The sequence below is a fragment of the Azohydromonas aeria genome, from assembly GCF_009760915.1.
Lineage (GTDB): Bacteria > Pseudomonadota > Gammaproteobacteria > Burkholderiales > Burkholderiaceae_C > Azohydromonas > Azohydromonas aeria.
In genome coordinates this window covers 28,749-43,000 of the sequence record NZ_VIDQ01000065.1, presented here as the reverse complement: position 1 = coordinate 43,000, position 14,252 = coordinate 28,749, and the positions used below count along the sequence as shown (strand labels likewise).

The 14,252-nt window shown below is 64.1% G+C and carries 9 protein-coding genes and 2 pseudogenes; 10 read left to right on the top strand and 1 reads right to left on the bottom strand.

Annotation, left to right across the window (positions count from 1 at the left end; all coding sequences use genetic code 11):
• The first annotated feature begins 137 nt into the window (after nucleotides 1-137).
• The 6 genes and pseudogenes from FJ694_RS27430 to FJ694_RS27405 form a co-directional block, all read left to right on the top strand.
• A complete protein-coding gene (locus FJ694_RS27430; protein ID WP_157270725.1) occupies nucleotides 138-413 on the top strand; it encodes a hypothetical protein in 276 nt (91 codons plus the stop codon).
• Nucleotides 414-617: 204 nt separating this feature from the next.
• Nucleotides 618-854 (top strand): hypothetical protein, encoded by a 237-nt coding sequence (locus FJ694_RS27425; RefSeq protein WP_157270724.1) that lies wholly within the window; start codon nucleotides 618-620, stop codon nucleotides 852-854.
• 256 nt (nucleotides 855-1,110) lie between these two features.
• On the top strand, nucleotides 1,111-1,737 hold the full coding sequence (locus FJ694_RS27420; RefSeq protein WP_157270723.1) for a hypothetical protein: 627 nt from the start codon (nucleotides 1,111-1,113) through the stop codon (nucleotides 1,735-1,737).
• A gap of 83 nt (nucleotides 1,738-1,820) precedes the next feature.
• Nucleotides 1,821-2,369 carry an RES family NAD+ phosphorylase gene (locus FJ694_RS27415; protein WP_157270722.1) on the top strand — a complete coding sequence of 183 codons (549 nt, stop codon included), beginning with the start codon at nucleotides 1,821-1,823 and terminating at the stop codon, nucleotides 2,367-2,369.
• 33 nt (nucleotides 2,370-2,402) lie between these two features.
• Entirely contained in the window at nucleotides 2,403-3,356 is a 954-nt protein-coding gene (locus FJ694_RS27410; RefSeq protein WP_157270721.1) for a hypothetical protein, read from the top strand.
• 101 nt (nucleotides 3,357-3,457) lie between these two features.
• Nucleotides 3,458-3,646 (top strand): annotated as a pseudogene (locus FJ694_RS27405) (IS3 family transposase); the annotation flags it as partial.
• A 31-nt stretch (nucleotides 3,647-3,677) separates the two neighbouring features.
• Here the strand turns inward: FJ694_RS27405 and FJ694_RS27400 are convergent.
• Nucleotides 3,678-5,248: pseudogene (locus FJ694_RS27400) on the bottom strand (IS3 family transposase).
• A 567-nt stretch (nucleotides 5,249-5,815) separates the two neighbouring features.
• Between FJ694_RS27400 and FJ694_RS27395 the strand changes: the two are divergent.
• From FJ694_RS27395 to FJ694_RS27380, 4 genes are all read left to right on the top strand, one after another.
• Complete coding sequence (locus FJ694_RS27395) at nucleotides 5,816-7,129, top strand: hypothetical protein (RefSeq protein WP_157270720.1); 1,314 nt, start codon at nucleotides 5,816-5,818, stop codon at nucleotides 7,127-7,129.
• A 13-nt stretch (nucleotides 7,130-7,142) separates the two neighbouring features.
• Nucleotides 7,143-8,087, top strand: coding sequence for a trypsin-like serine peptidase (locus tag FJ694_RS27390; protein WP_157270719.1), 945 nt, complete (start codon nucleotides 7,143-7,145; stop codon nucleotides 8,085-8,087).
• Nucleotides 8,088-9,119: 1,032 nt separating this feature from the next.
• Nucleotides 9,120-12,686 carry a TIR domain-containing protein gene (locus FJ694_RS27385; protein ID WP_157270718.1) on the top strand — a complete coding sequence of 1,189 codons (3,567 nt, stop codon included), beginning with the start codon at nucleotides 9,120-9,122 and terminating at the stop codon, nucleotides 12,684-12,686.
• Nucleotides 12,687-13,000: 314 nt separating this feature from the next.
• A complete protein-coding gene (locus FJ694_RS27380) occupies nucleotides 13,001-14,113 on the top strand; it encodes a cyanophycinase (protein ID WP_157270717.1) in 1,113 nt (370 codons plus the stop codon).
• The last annotated feature ends 139 nt before the right edge of the window (nucleotides 14,114-14,252 follow it).

Genomic DNA, 14,252 nt, shown 5'->3' with positions numbered 1-14,252 from the left:
GGCATGGCCCAGCCCTGCAGCTAGATGGGCCATGTACCCGTCAAACCGTGCTCCCATGTCCATACCCGAGCCTCCTGCGCGACTGGATAGGACAAATATAGATCAAATTATTGACACAGTAAGACTAAGGAATGCCCGTGAAGCGATTGTTCCCGGTCAACGAGGCGCTCACCGCCGAGCACGCCGCCACGCTGAAGATCATTGCGGCGGAGCTGGGTTGCTCGGTGGATGCCATTTATGTCGGCGACGGAGCGAGCGGCCCGGCCGTGTTCTACGAGCACCCGGCCGTCAACGCCGGCACCCGCTGCGCCTGCGATCTTGAAAGCTCGTACTGGCGGGAGTGCCAGGCACGCGCGGTCGTGGAGGCGCTGCTGGCGCGGCTGACGACTAACCCAGACCAAGGCCCTGGGTAAGCAGCAGACGGTTTTCCGCTCAGCACGCTCCCGGGCCAGACCTCATGCCGCGCTGCCAGCCCGAAATCGCCGAGGAGCGCACATGCTGGCGTCCGAGGGAAGGGCTGCCAAGTCTGCGACGGTTCAGCTACGGCAGAACAAGCGCGGCCGAAAACCGTCTTCACGCCCATCTACCCCGAACTGGCGCAGCCCACGGGAGAGCAGGTGCGCGAACTGCGGCTGCGCATGGGCTGGACGCTGGAGCTCACCGCCACCGTCGTCGGCCGGACGGATGCGCAGGCCGTGAGCGACATCGAGCGCAGCGGCACGCCGCACAAGCTCAGCTCCTGGCGCCGGGCGCTGATGCTGCTGGTCGCTGGTGGGCAACCGACGCTGCTGCTGGTGCCGCGCACGTCAAACGCAGGTGCAGCAGCCGTTCGTCTCAAGGCTGACTGTTGGTAGCCCCGTGTCTGGCAGACGAGTTCTCTCAAGGCGCCAGCCACGGCAGGCAGTCTTGTAATGGTTTCTCAGGTTTCTGCAGTTTCTGTGGTTAAATTTCCTTGAATTACAGGAGATCCCAGCCATGGCTGCTGCAACGCCAGGAACGAAGACCGGCCGGCGCATGCATGCGACCGCCTCTGCCGGGGCTGCCAAGCCGCAGCCCAAGCGCGCGCGGCAGGCAGCCGCCCCAGGCAAGGCCACCCCCGTTGAGCCAGTCGTGATCACGGAATTCTTCGAGACGCTGGACGTGCTGGAGCAGGCTGCAGCCAAGCTCCAGAAGATGCCGATGGGCACTGTCGTGCGACACCTGAAGACCCAGCCGGCCAAGCTGGCGCTGCAGCGCCAGCGCACCGCGCTGCGCCAAGCGCGCCGCATGGCTGCCGCGGCCAACGCCGTGCAGGCCCGGCTCGCCCAACCTGCCTCTGCCCTGGTCGAGGAGGCGTCCGCGCAGGAGGCCCAGGCGTTCGTGCAGGCAGCCGAGCAAGAAGCCGATGCCAGCCTGCGCCGCATGATCGACGGCGGCGAGCTCGTGAGCCGCGAGGAGCTCGCCAGGCGGCTGGGCTGCACCACGCAGGCCCTGAGCAAGGCACTGGGCGCCAAGCGCATGTTCTGCGTGGAGCACCAGCTCAAGCAGTACTTTCCGGCCTGGCTGGCAGATCCGCGCTTCGATCGCAGGCAGGTCGAGGCCGTTTCCAAGGCCCTGGGAGAGCTGCCGGGCGGAGCCAAGCTCGCCTTCTTCAGAACGCCGTTCATTTCGCTGGAAGGCAAGACCCCGCTGGAGGCCCTGGCTGGCGGGAGGCTGGAGATGGTGGTGCGCACGGCCAAGGGGTATGCCGAGGCATGACGCGGTCCGGTACCAGGCCTCCTGCGAGCGTTCTCCAAGCGCCATCGCCATCCTTCAGCGAGCTCGACATCAAGGCCCGGGAGGTGCGTCCCTCCGAGCTGCTGCGCAGCGGTCCCAAGGACTGCGGCGAGCCGCATTTCGGGAAGCTGGGCCTGCACCGCTTCGACGATCCGGGCTGCACCTACGGCACCTGCTACCTTGGCTTCGACCTCTCGACCGCGCTGGCCGAGACGCTGCTGCACGACCTCGCGGCGGTGAACGGCCAGTTCGTGGTGGAGCGCTCGCGGTTCAACGCGCGCTGGATCGTCCGCTTCGACGACGTGCCCGGCCAGGCGCTCAAGCTCGCCGACATGACGGGCGCGAGCCTGCTCAGGGCCGGCGGTGACGCCGCGCTTTCAGCCGTCTGGCCCTACGACGTCCCGCAACGCTGGAGCCAGCAGATCCACGCGCACCCGTACGGCTTCGACGGCATCTACTACATGTCCCGCAGGCTCAACACCCGGCGCGCGGTGGTGCTGTTCGACAAGCCCGCGACGCTCAAGAAGATCGGTCAGGCGCACTACACCCCGTTGCCCAAGGTGAAGGGAGCAGCCCAGGCGCGCAAGGCATTGGGTATCGTCCTGGCGCCTTGAAGCGGCGGCATCACCAGCAAAGGGGAGGGGACCATGGACTGGTTCGAGCGCGTCACCGAGTTTAGGGAAGACGACTACCAGCGCACGCAGCAGCGGCTGAAGGTCGAGGGCGACGCCTTGGTGAACGTTGCCACGGGACGGCGTTTCGCGATGGGCCGGCTGGAAGTCGTCTCGCTGGCAGAGCTGCGCCAGCGCGTTGCAGTGCAACCCAAAGGGCCGGCGCCCGTGCCCGGCGTGCTGCGCGGTGACATCCGCGCTCTGCATCGGGAACCCGAGCAACAGGGCGCCCTGATCCAAGTCGCTTCACAGTTCAACCTGCTGGAGATGGTAGCCCCCAACATCAGCCCCGAAGCCGGCGTGAGCCGCTATGCGGGCGATCCTACCCAGGGGCCGGCATGTGCAATGGCCGCCGGCGCCGGCACCATCTTCCGCAACTACTTGGTACCACTGGCTGACCGTCGGGGACAGGACGCCCGGCGCCAGATCGACACCCTGGCCGACCTGGGAGCCGCCCTTGGCCACGACGAGCAGCCGCTATGGGACTGGCGCAACGGATACGCGCTGTGCAGCGCCGAAGGGCTCGCGCGCGCCTCCAGGCAACTGGCGGCGGCCGACGCCGCGGAGCTCGACCGGCTGCGAGGCCTGCTGCGCATCGGAGTGCATTGGGACGTTGAGGTCACGGACACGCCGCACAGCCCGGGACCGCTCGTCACGCAGGTGTACTGCTCGGCGATGCCCGTGGCCTACGGCCGTCCCGCGGCGCAGGCGTGGGAGCCGCTGGCGCGGTTGGTGCTGGAAGCTGCTTACGAGGCCACGCTGCTCGCCGGCGTGCTCAACGCCCGCCGCGGTGCCTCGCGCCGCGTGCTACTCACGCGGCTGGGCGGCGGTGCCTTTGGCAACGACCCGGCCTGGATCGACGCGGCCATCGAGCGCGCGCTGGCGCGCGTGGCAGGGCAGGACCTCAACGTCCTGACGGTGCAGCGCTGAATACGCGAAACCACTATTTCAGGCAAGCCGCGTCGCTGGCGCTCAGGCCGCATGCGGCGTTATGTCTATTGGCGCTGAACGAATTTAAATCGGTACCGACACTGGAGTTCCTGTCGGACAACGGTGGGGCTTACATCGCGCACGACACGCGCAAGATTGCCCGCGTACTGGGGTTCACACCGACCCGTACACCGGTGTGCAGTCTTCAGAGCAGCGGCATCGCCAGAAACTTCGTCAGCACGTTTCGGCCTGACTACGTCAGCCGCATGGACCTCACCGACGCGGTGACCGCGGCGCGCGTCAACGTTGTTGTCACCTGACCTATGCAGCCAACGGCTGTTTATTTCGGGCCGGCACGTGCGCGGCGACGACGACATCGCGCTCGGGGTTGAGCGTCACGGCGCCGATCGGAGTCCAGTTGCGAGTGCCGCGTGACCAGCGACGTGGATGGCGGTCTCGGGCTTCGCAGTACAGCGCGTGACGGGCGGCCAGGATGCTCATGTCCTGACCCGCATGGCGCTGGGCCGGGCTGACATATCGGATCCCGCTGTGCCGATGCTCATGGTTGTACCAATGAACGAAGCGCGCGGCCCAGCTGCGGGCCTCGTCCAGGCCAGCGAAGCCTTCGCTGGGGAACTCCGGGCGGTACTTGGCGGTGCGGAACAGCGATTCAACGAAGGCGTTATCGTCGCTGACGCGCGGGCGCGAGTACGACGGTTTCACGCCCAGCCAATGCAGCATGGCCAGCACCGTGGTGGCCTTGAGCGTGGCGCCGTTGTCGCCATGCAGCACCGGTTTGTCTGCCATCGCGTGCAGCCCCTCGGCCAGCGCTGTGCGCTTGACCAGGTGCGCAGCGTGATCGGCGGCATCGGTGTCGTGGACCTCGAAGCCGACCACCTTGCGGCTGTACACGTCCAGGATGAGGTACAGGTAGAACCATCGCCCGGTGATGGTCGCGGGCAGGAAGGTCATATCCCAGCACCACAGCTGCCGCGTTGCCGTGGCCACGTGCGTGGTCGGCGGCCGGCTTGGCCGCGGCGCACTGGCTCGGCCCCGGTGACGGGTCTGTCCATGCGCGCGAAGCACACGATGGAAGCTGGACTCGCTGGCGATATAGACGCCCTCGTCGGCCAGCATCGGCACGATGCGCGCCGGAGGCATGTCAGCGAAGCGCGGCTCGTTGGCCACGCGAAGGATTTCGCCGCGCTCGGCCGGCGTGAGGGAATGAGCCGGGGTCGGGTGAATTGCAGCAGGCCGACCATCACCAGCCACAAGGCCGTGACCAGCCTTCCAGCGCTGCAACGTGCGCACGCTGATGCCTGCCGTCTCGCAGGCCTGCTCCAGCCGCGCGCCGGCCTCCTGCGCTTCGTTGATGTCCCGGGCCAGGGACTGGCGATCTTCGAGGCCGATCACTCATCCTCGCCCTTGTCCTTGTTGAAGATCGCCTGGACTTTTTTCGACAGGACCAGCAGAGTGCTGCTGCCTTGCGCCAGAGCCTTGTCCTTACGGCGCAACTCGCGCTCAAGCTCCTTGATACGCCGCTGATCCTGCTTGGTCTGCTGAGGCGTGGCGCGCTCCTCAGAAGGGCCCGCAAGAGCCTGCGTGGCGCTCTGACGCCAAGCGGTGAGCTCCTGTGGGTAGACGCCGTGCTTGCGGCACCAAGCGCTCTTGGATTCCTCATCCATTGCCGCGGTAGCCAGCACAGCCTCGAACCGGGCCGCGGCCGTCCACGTGCGCTGCTGCTGGGGCTGGGCCAAGGCCTCAGCGCGCCACCGCTCCAAAGTGCTTACGCTGATACCGATCTCGCGCGAGACCAGCTCAATTGCCGAACTCTCCGGCGGCAGCAATCTCGCCACCGCCTTGTCCTTGAACTCTTTGCCGTACCGGGCCACTTCCAACTCTTTCAACGCCCCCGGTTTTCATCGTTCTATCGGGGCGACAACTATTGTGGCGCGGGGGGACCGTGCTGGCTCAGCTGCCGGCGGCCTTCGAGCACTTCAACGAGGTGCTATCCCCACTACAGCCTGAAAATGCGTTCGCCGCGCGAGTTCAGGCGGCAACGAAGTCGGGCGTTAACCAACAAATAGGCCGCGTCCGGGGATACGGGGGCAAGGCCAGTCGGGCGATCTTGCTCATGGGTTCAAGCCCTGCCAAGAAGGGGTCAGCTGCAACGCTTGCAAAACTCTCATAAAACGAGCGCCAGAAGTGTGCGCTTCAGCGGTTCCCCTAAGGATCCAAGCCAAAAAATTTGATAATGGTGCGAACTTGAAGACCAATGCGGACCCGACCGCGATAGACCGGCACTTACTCTTGGATCCTCCAGCAAATGTTATGCCTCTTCCAAGTTCAACCCCTGGGGGTTGTGACTTAAGTCAGTCAGATTAACAGGCTATGCGCTTTAGGTATGGAGTTGCGTAACAGCTTGGCTTACAAGGGATTCCCTTTGCTTAGGAGTTGCCATGAAGTGTCGGCTAACCTTGGGCGTGGCTTTCTCTGTCGCGATCAATCTGGCGGGGTGTGCGATTGTCAGCAGTGAGCGCGTGCTTCCCGGTAGCCAGAGCATGGCCCAAGGCACGGTATATATGTTGCCGTTGGCACGCGTTCCTGTTGTGCTGTACGCCTACAAAGGGCAGATCTTCCTAGACATGTCAGAACCTTTTCTGAGCAGTGACCCTGACCATACTTATGTCGCCAGAAGGGTATCCAATCCTTTCAGTACGGACAATGTCAGCATCAATGTTGATCCCACTACAGGATTTCTCGTCTCAGTCAACGCGACAGCGAAGGACGAAACTTTACAGATATTGGAAAAACTACTGCTTCCCAAGGCGCCAGTACAAGAGAAAGCACTCGACTCTGAAGCGGTGGAAATTTTCAGTGCAGAACTGAATCCAGCCAATCCAGTGGAATTGCAGCGTGCCTCTCAGAGCATGACGAGCAACTTGCGGCAATTTTTGGAGTTTCAAAATTCAAGCTGTACGGAACCCGCTGCCGTTTGTGATGAGTACAAGTTGCTGGCGCGTGAGATGCCGACGGTTCAACTATCAGGTCATCCCGCAAGTGCCAGAAGTACGGAATTGGTCCCACCAATGAACGCATCTCCGGAGCCGATAGAAGTACCTCAGCCGAAATTTGATTGCAGCATTGGCCTGTGCTACCGCCAGCCTCAACCTTTCATGATGACCGCGATGCTTGCCGGCCGCAGCAAGTCTGTTGTGCTTGTCATTCCGAACGCCGCACCTGTGCTTGCATTGCCCATCGAACGCCACGCCTTTGTCACGACGGTTCATGACATCACGTTCGAGAACGGTGCATTGAAGACAGTGACTGTAGACAGGCCTAGCTCGGCATTGGCATTCGTAAGCAGTCCACTGGCCTTGGCAAGCGGTGTCATCAAAAGCGTTGTTGATCCGTTGACTGGACTTTTCAAAATTGACACCAGTGGTCAGTACGAGGCCGGTGCTAAGGAAAGGATTGCCAAGAATGCCAGCGCAACGGAGACCGCCAAGGAAGTCAACGAGGCTCGAAAGGAGGCAGGAACGGGCGAAGCAAAAATCTTGATTTCATTGAAGATTGGCACGCGCCGCGAGGAGGCGACTTCCGGCCTGTCGTCGCTTCAGGGCTCATCAAACACCACCGATACAAACCCAACAGGCAACTTGAATGACAGAAATGCCGCGGCTAGACGTTCCGGTGCCGGTGGCGCAAACAATCGCTTCAGTCCGGGCGCCAATACTGTTCGCCCGAGTTCGGATGGGTCACTCAATCGTTGAGACCGGAGGTTGCATGAACACCAAGAGATCTCTAGGCCTCAGAGGCAAGAAGGTTGACTCTCAGCGCGGTTCATCGACAACGACGATGCCAGCGCCGGAAGTTGAAAACGAAGTTCTAGAGTATTTCAGACCTTCCTTCATGGTTGAAACCAACAATGGTGGACGTATAGAAATGGTTGAAGGTTTCAATGCCAGCAGGGCCCTGGCGCAGGGATTCGAGGGCGGCCGGTTGCCGGAGCGACTGTCAAGCGAGCGCTTCGAGCGTGCCGCGAACCTAGAGTTCGCACTGCCTCAACTCGTATGCGGCGAGCATGACGATCGTGCCCCAGTTCCGAACACTGGAAACGTACCGTGGCGTTGCATCTGCCATTTGATAATGCAAGGTATGCATTCAGTGGATGTCTTTGGTACAGGGTGGCTGGCGGGTCCACGCACCATCATCACCGCAGGCCATAACCTCTTCAGTCATCAAACCAAGCGCGGACCTAAAAAAGTGGTCGCTGTACCTGGGCGCAACCGCAACCATGCGCCCTTCAGTTTTTTTGAGGCAGCCAGTATTGATGTGCATCCCCGCTGGAAGAAAACCGAGCAGCGTGAGTTTGACTTGGGGGTCATTTGGCTGAAGGAGCCTGTAGGTGAACGCATTGGCTGGTTTGGTACAGCAGTTTACGATGATCGGAAGCTACGGGAATTGGCTATTAACAATGCCGGATACCCCGGGGACAAACTGATGGGAACTCAATGGTTCAACGCCGGCCGACTCATTGAGGTGAACGCAAAAACATTAAGTTATGGCTTGGATACCGCTGAGGGCCAAAGTGGCAGTCCAATATTTCACTTCAACAATCAGAATCAGCGCGTTGTCATTGCAATCCACGCTTACGGAATGTGCCCAAAAAATTTCGGCATACGAATTACGCCTGAAGTATTCGCATTGCTGGAGTCATGGATTCAATGATTCGCTGCTCTTTGCAGTGCAAACTGACTTTCCGTGCAGATGAGCGCGCTCTGAATCCAAAGGGAAAGTCGCTCAAAAACTTGACGGGCAGCCGGGACTCTTGTCCCCCCGCGTCAGAATATTTGCCGCTTCTATATAAGCGCCTCCCTGGGACTCGCCTCAAACTTCTCTAAAATGAGCAAGACCTTACTCGATCAAACTCAAACTTCGGTGTTGCACTTCAAGGTTGAGTGCGCCTACTCACAAGTAAAGCGTAGGTCGACAGTACCCCCTTCAAAATGGCCATAGTCCTCTGCCGACGAAAGTACTTTCAACGTGCGCCCCTGCTTTGCACAATAGTCAGTGGCTTCTCTCAGTGCCATCTTCACAGCACCGATTCGACCTCCAAGCTCCCACGTTGCTCTGGTAGCGATGCGATAGGAATTACTCGAGTCTTGAAAAACGCCTGAACTACTAGCGCAGGCGGCCAAGATACCTGCCAAAAAAATATGCAAAAAAGCCTTAACGGCGCGGAGTTTCATTAAGTGACCTCCGTATACTCAGCGTTCAATGCTCGCATAGGCAGGCCCGCTTCGGGGAGCATTGCATGCTACGGAAGGTCCACTCATTGAAGGGGTGGTCATCATTAGGACCGCTGCGCGGCAGTGATGTCAACGAGACAGGGGTGCGCGTTGCCGAATTCCCGTTGTAAATATGCTTTGCTTGAAGCGGCATGCACTGACGACAGTTGTTGATTGTTTGTGGTCGATGTCATTACTTTATGAAAGCATCCGGCCTTACGTCAAATGGGCAGGAGGGCGGGGCGGGGCGAAGTGGCTTGCCAAGGAAGACAGGCCGGCCGCAACGTGACCGCGTTCAGCGTTTGGACACGACGTGCGGCGTGTCTCGGTCGTTGCAGTTGTGGGTGAAAACTCCTGCCCGCGCGGCCTGCCGCTTCCCGGGACGGTGACCTGTTTCACTTGCTCTCCGTGGCGTGCCGGCCAGAATGCCGGCTCGTCCTGACCGGGAGCCGGCGACGCCGGGGCTGCACCCATGCGTGTGTTCATCAGCCATTCGTCCAAGGACAAGCCGGCCGTGCTGGCGCTGGCCGCGGCCTTGCGCGAGCGCGGCTTCGACCCCTGGGTGGATAAGTACGAGATCGCCCCGGGAGAGAGCATCGTGTCCCGGATCAACGAGGGCCTGGAGCAGGCCGACGCCGGGCTGATCGTGTTTTCCGCGCATGCGCTGGAAAGCCGCTGGGTGCAGGCAGAGTGGGACGCGCTCATCTTCGCGCGCATCGAACGCGGCCAGGTGCTGATCCCGCTGCTGTGCGGCGATGGCGCCGTGGTGCCGCCCTTGATCGAGTCGCTGCTGCGCCGGCGCATCGACGAATACGACGCCATCGCCGACGCGCTGCGCACCCGCGGCCCGGGTCCACGCTCTGCGGCAGCGCCGGAGCTCGGCAGCGTACAGCGCGTGCTGATCCGGTTGAAGGGGCTTGACGCCGGCGGGGTGCAGGTCGATGTCCTGCACGCCGGCCAGTCGCTGGGCAGCGTGCTCCACGAGCAGCTCCCATCGGGGTTGCAGGCGGCGTGCACGGCCTTCGAGCGCGGGTTTGGCACGGCGTTGCAGCGCGACATCGCGGATGACCGCCGCATGGCGGCCCTGCGCAACGCCAACGAGGCGCAGATGGCCGAGCTCGGTAGCGCGATGACTGCCCTGTGCCTGCCGGGCGGCAGCGCCGCCGCCTTGCAAGGGCTCATCGATCAGGGCAGCCCGCTCGGGACGCGCATGGAGGTGTGCATCGAAGCCGACGGCCAGGCCCTGCTGGGGCTGCCGTTCGAGGCGATGCGCCTGCCCGATGGACGGCTGCTGGCCACCGTGGACGGCCTGGTGATGTGGCGGCGCCTGCTCGGCATGGCGGCCGCGCCGTTTGCACCGCTGGCCGGGCCGCTGAAGCTGCTCGTTGCCGTGGCAGCACCCGACGAGGGCACGACAGGTTCGGCCAGCCTGGACCAGGAGCGCGAGCTGCAGGGCATCCTCGACGCGGTCGAGACGCTGAGCCAGGACGGCAACGCCCAGGTGCGCATCCTGGAAGTGGGCCACCCCGCCCAGATCGCCGGGGCTTTCGCCAGCGATGCCTACCATGTCCTGCACCTGTCCTGCCACGGTGGTCCGGGCGTGCTGGAGCTCGAGGACGAAGAGGGCCGCGCCCTGCCCGTGGCGCCAGCCGAGTTGCTCAAGCCGCTCAAGCCGATCGGCCGGCCCTTGCCGCTGGTGCTGCTCAATGCCTGCCACGGCGGCGTGCCCGAGGGCAACGGGGAGCGCGGAGCCGCGAGCTTCGCGCTCGAACTGCTGCGCGCCGGGGTACCGGCCGTGGTGGCCATGCAGACGGCCGTCAGCGACGACTACGCCACCGCGCTGGCGCGGGCGTTCTACACCCACCTCACCACGGGCGAGCACCTGCGGCCCAGCCGGGCACTGGCGTTGGCCCGGCAGGAGCTCGAAGCCGCGCGGCAACAGGTGCTGCGCGCCGGCAGCGGCGCGGCCCCACCCGAATACGCCGTGGCGACGCTCTACGTGGCCGGCGAGGAGGCACCGCTGGCCGACTTCGGTGCCGCCCGGCAGCCGCTGCGCAAGCGCCCGGTCTACGACATGGTCAGCTCGGTGCCGCAGCTGCGCCTGGACGACCTGATCGGGCGCCGCCGCGAGCTGCGCGACGCCCTGCGCGCGCTGCGCCTGAAATCGCCGGGGGTCGCGGGAGTCGTCATCACCGGCATTGGCGGCATCGGCAAGAGCGCGCTGGCCGGGCGGGTCATGGTGCGCCAGGCCGAGCAGGGCGCGTTGGTCGCCGTGCATGCCGGTCGCTTCAGCCTGGCGGACGTGTTCACGGCCATCGGCGCGGCGCTGCGTGACGCACCAGGCAGCGATGCGCAGGCGCTGGGCCAGCGCTTCCTGGCCGGCAGCCTCAACGACGCGGAGCGCACCAGGCTCGTCCACAAGGCCCTGGCGGAGCAGCCGCTGCTGCTGGTACTCGACGACTTTGAGCGCAACCTGGGTCCAGGTGGAAGCGCCTTCCTGGATCCTGATGTCGAGGCCGCGCTGACCAAACTGGCGTCCAGTGCGCGGCGCGGCCGGCTGCTCGTCACCTGCCGCCATCCGGTCCCGGGCACCGAGCACTGGCTGCATCGCGTCACGCTGGGCCCGCTCAGCCCGGCCGAGGTGCGCAAGCTGGCGCTACGGCTGCCAGCCTTGCACGAGCTGGCATCGGAAGACTTGAGGCCCGTCCTGAAGCTCATCAATGGCCACCCGCGCATGCTCGAGTTTCTGGACGCACTGCTGCGCGGCGGCAAGACTTCGCCTGACACCGAAAGCGAGCGGCTGCACCGCGTCGCCCGCAAGCTCCAGGAGCAGCTCAGAGGCACGAACGTCGATCCTTCGCGCACGAAAGGGCACCTCGACGGCAGCCTGGAGGCGGCCCAGCTGCTGATCGCACGCAACGTGTTCCTGGAGGAATTGCTGGGACTGGCTCGGGCGGCCGGCGTCGACGAGGCGTTGCTGCAGTTGTCGGTGTCGAACCTGCCGGTTTCAGCAGAAGGGTTGGCGCGCATGCTGGCCGACGATCCCGCACAGCCCGGCGACGTCGCAGCAGCCCAACAGGCCATCGAGGCACTGGAAAACCTGTCGCTGCTCCACCGGCGGCCCGACGAGACGGCGGTGGTGCATCGATGGACGGCCCAGGGACTGGCGCAGGCGGATGTGCAAGCGCATCACGGCCGATGCATCCGGGCAGGCCGCTATCGATGGTGGCAAGTCGCCAACCAGACACCCGACTTCAGTGACGCGATCGAGGCGGTGCGCAACTTCCTGGCCGGGGAGGCATTCGATCAGGCCATTGAAATCGGCGACGCGTGTTTCGCCGCATTGCGCCGCGCCCAGCAATCCGTGGCCATCGCATCCCTCGCCGCCGAGATGCTTGAGGTGGTGCCGGAAGACCACCCCGGTTTTTCGTCCATCGCCGACACGGAGGCCCAGGCCCACCTGTCGCTCGGCGCCACGGCGCGAGCGCTGTCGCGATACGAGTCGTTGCTGCAGCGGCACCAGCGCTTGGCGCAGGCCGAGCCCGATCGGGCCGACTACCAGCGCGACCTCTCGGTGTCGTTCAACAAGATGGGCGACCTCTACCGCGCCCTGGGCCAGGGCGAGCGCGCCCGCGAAATGTATGAGCAGGACCTCGCCATCGCCCAGCGTCTGGCGCAGGCCGAGCCCGATCGGGCCGACTACCAGCGCGACCTCTCGGTGTCGTTCAACAAGATGGGCGACCTCTACCGTGCCCTGGGCCAGGGCGAGCGCGCCCGCGAGGCGTTTGCCAACGCGCTGGCCATCGCCCAGCGCCTGGCGCAGGCCGAGCCCGATCGGGCCGACTACCAGCGCGACCTCCTGGTGTCGCTGGTCAGGATGGGAACAGCTTCGACAACATCCGAAGCGGATCAACATCTCATGCATGCTGCAGCGGTGCTGCAGGCACTCAAGGCATCCGAACGCCTGGCTGCGGCGGATGAACCGATGGTGGAAGCCATAAAGGCCTTGCTTGCTGAGCGAGGCTTGTCGCTGACCTGAGAGGCCGGTGAGGGTGCGGACCGCACGCCGAGCACCAGCCGGCACAGAGCTGCCTCCCGTCGCGAGGTGAGTTGATGTGGCGCCCCGGCGGCCGGCCCGCCCTGTGCATCAGGCGCGGTGTGCAAGCCTTTGTGGCGCCATGCTTTTGCCTTACGTCGTTCACCGCAACGTCGAATTGCCACCGATTTTTCAAAGTGCTGATAATGTCAGTTATCAATAGCCGAACCGAATGGTGTGTTAAGTCATTGGTCTTGTCTGGTTTGCACTTGGGCATCATTCGAAGCTTTCCGCAGAGCTCATCGAGGAGGGCAGTCATGTCGCGTATTCCCTTGGACGGGCTGTCTCAGTTGCTGTGGCGGGGGGCTGCCGCAGCGGCCCTGGCTTTGGCCGCAGTACTGCCGGCACAGGCTGCTGGAGGCGTTGCAGGTAGCGGGGCCAAGCCCACCGTCTCGGCTAAGACCTACGACTACTACCTGAGCGGCAATGCCGCAGACATGCCGGCGCCGGTGCCGTCCTCGCAGCTGCTGGTGCTCATGGGTGGAGGCAGCGACGTGGACGAAGCCTTCCAGCAGATGATTGCCAAAGCGCGCGGCGCCCTGGGTGGCAAGGTCGATGTGGTGGTGCTGCGCACCTCGGGCGCCGATGGCTACAACCCGTACCTGGTTGCCATGGATGGCGTGGACTCCGTCGAGACGCTGGTACTCAACAAGCCGGAAGCCGCCAACGATCCTCAGGTCAACCGCATCGTGGCCGGTGCCGACGTGCTGTTCATTGCTGGCGGCGACCAGTCCACCTACATCGCTAACTGGACCGGCACGCAACTGCAGCGCACCATTGCCAGCCTGCTGGCGCGGCGGCAGGTTCCCTTCGGCGGCACGAGCGCCGGCTTGGCGGTGCTGGGTGACGTGGACTACACCGGCGAGAACGGCAGCGTGACCTCAGCCCAGGCCCTGTCCAACCCTTACGACCGCCGGGTGACGCTGAGCACCGCTTTCCTGACCGGGTTGCCGGGGCTACAGGCCACCGTGACCGACTCGCACGTGCGCACGCGCGACCGCATGGGCCGTCTGGTCACGTTCCTGGCGCGCATGGTGCGCGACGGCCTCACCACGCTGGCTGCCACGCGCGGCATCGGGGTGGACGAGGCGACCGCCGTGCTGGTGGACAGCGGCCGTGCCACCGTGGTGGGCGCCAATGCTGCGTACTTCCTGCGGCCAACCATCGCGCCGGCGGTCGTGGCGGCCCGTATGCCCTTGGACTTCCGCACCGTGCAGGTTTACAAGGTCCCTGCGGCGGTGATGGCGGCGCAGGCGGCCAAGTTCTTCGACCTGGGACAGTGGACACCCAGCGATCATGCCGCGCCCTACTACTACGATGCCTTGGGCGGCGCGCTGACATCGACCCAGGAAGGCGGCAGCGTGTATTGAGGCCGAAATACCAGGGCGACCCAGTCACACCTGGCTGTCGGACATGATGTTTTGCACGCCATCGATTGCCAGAGCCACAGCCGCTGCCGTGCTGGCCTTCTGCCCAGGTGGAGTTCCACCTCGCTGCTGTCACAGCTAG

Bases quoted from the DNA above. Each gene is read 5' to 3' on its own strand.
- FJ694_RS27410 (WP_157270721.1), top strand. From the start codon at position 2,403: ATGGACTGGTTCGAGCGCGTCACCGAGTTTAGGGAAGACGACTACCAG.
- FJ694_RS27395 (WP_157270720.1), top strand. From the start codon at position 5,816: ATGAAGTGTCGGCTAACCTTGGGCGTGGCTTTCTCTGTCGCGATCAAT.
- FJ694_RS27390 (WP_157270719.1), top strand. From the start codon at position 7,143: ATGAACACCAAGAGATCTCTAGGCCTCAGAGGCAAGAAGGTTGACTCT.
- FJ694_RS27385 (WP_157270718.1), top strand. From the start codon at position 9,120: ATGCGTGTGTTCATCAGCCATTCGTCCAAGGACAAGCCGGCCGTGCTG.
- FJ694_RS27380 (WP_157270717.1), top strand. From the start codon at position 13,001: ATGTCGCGTATTCCCTTGGACGGGCTGTCTCAGTTGCTGTGGCGGGGG.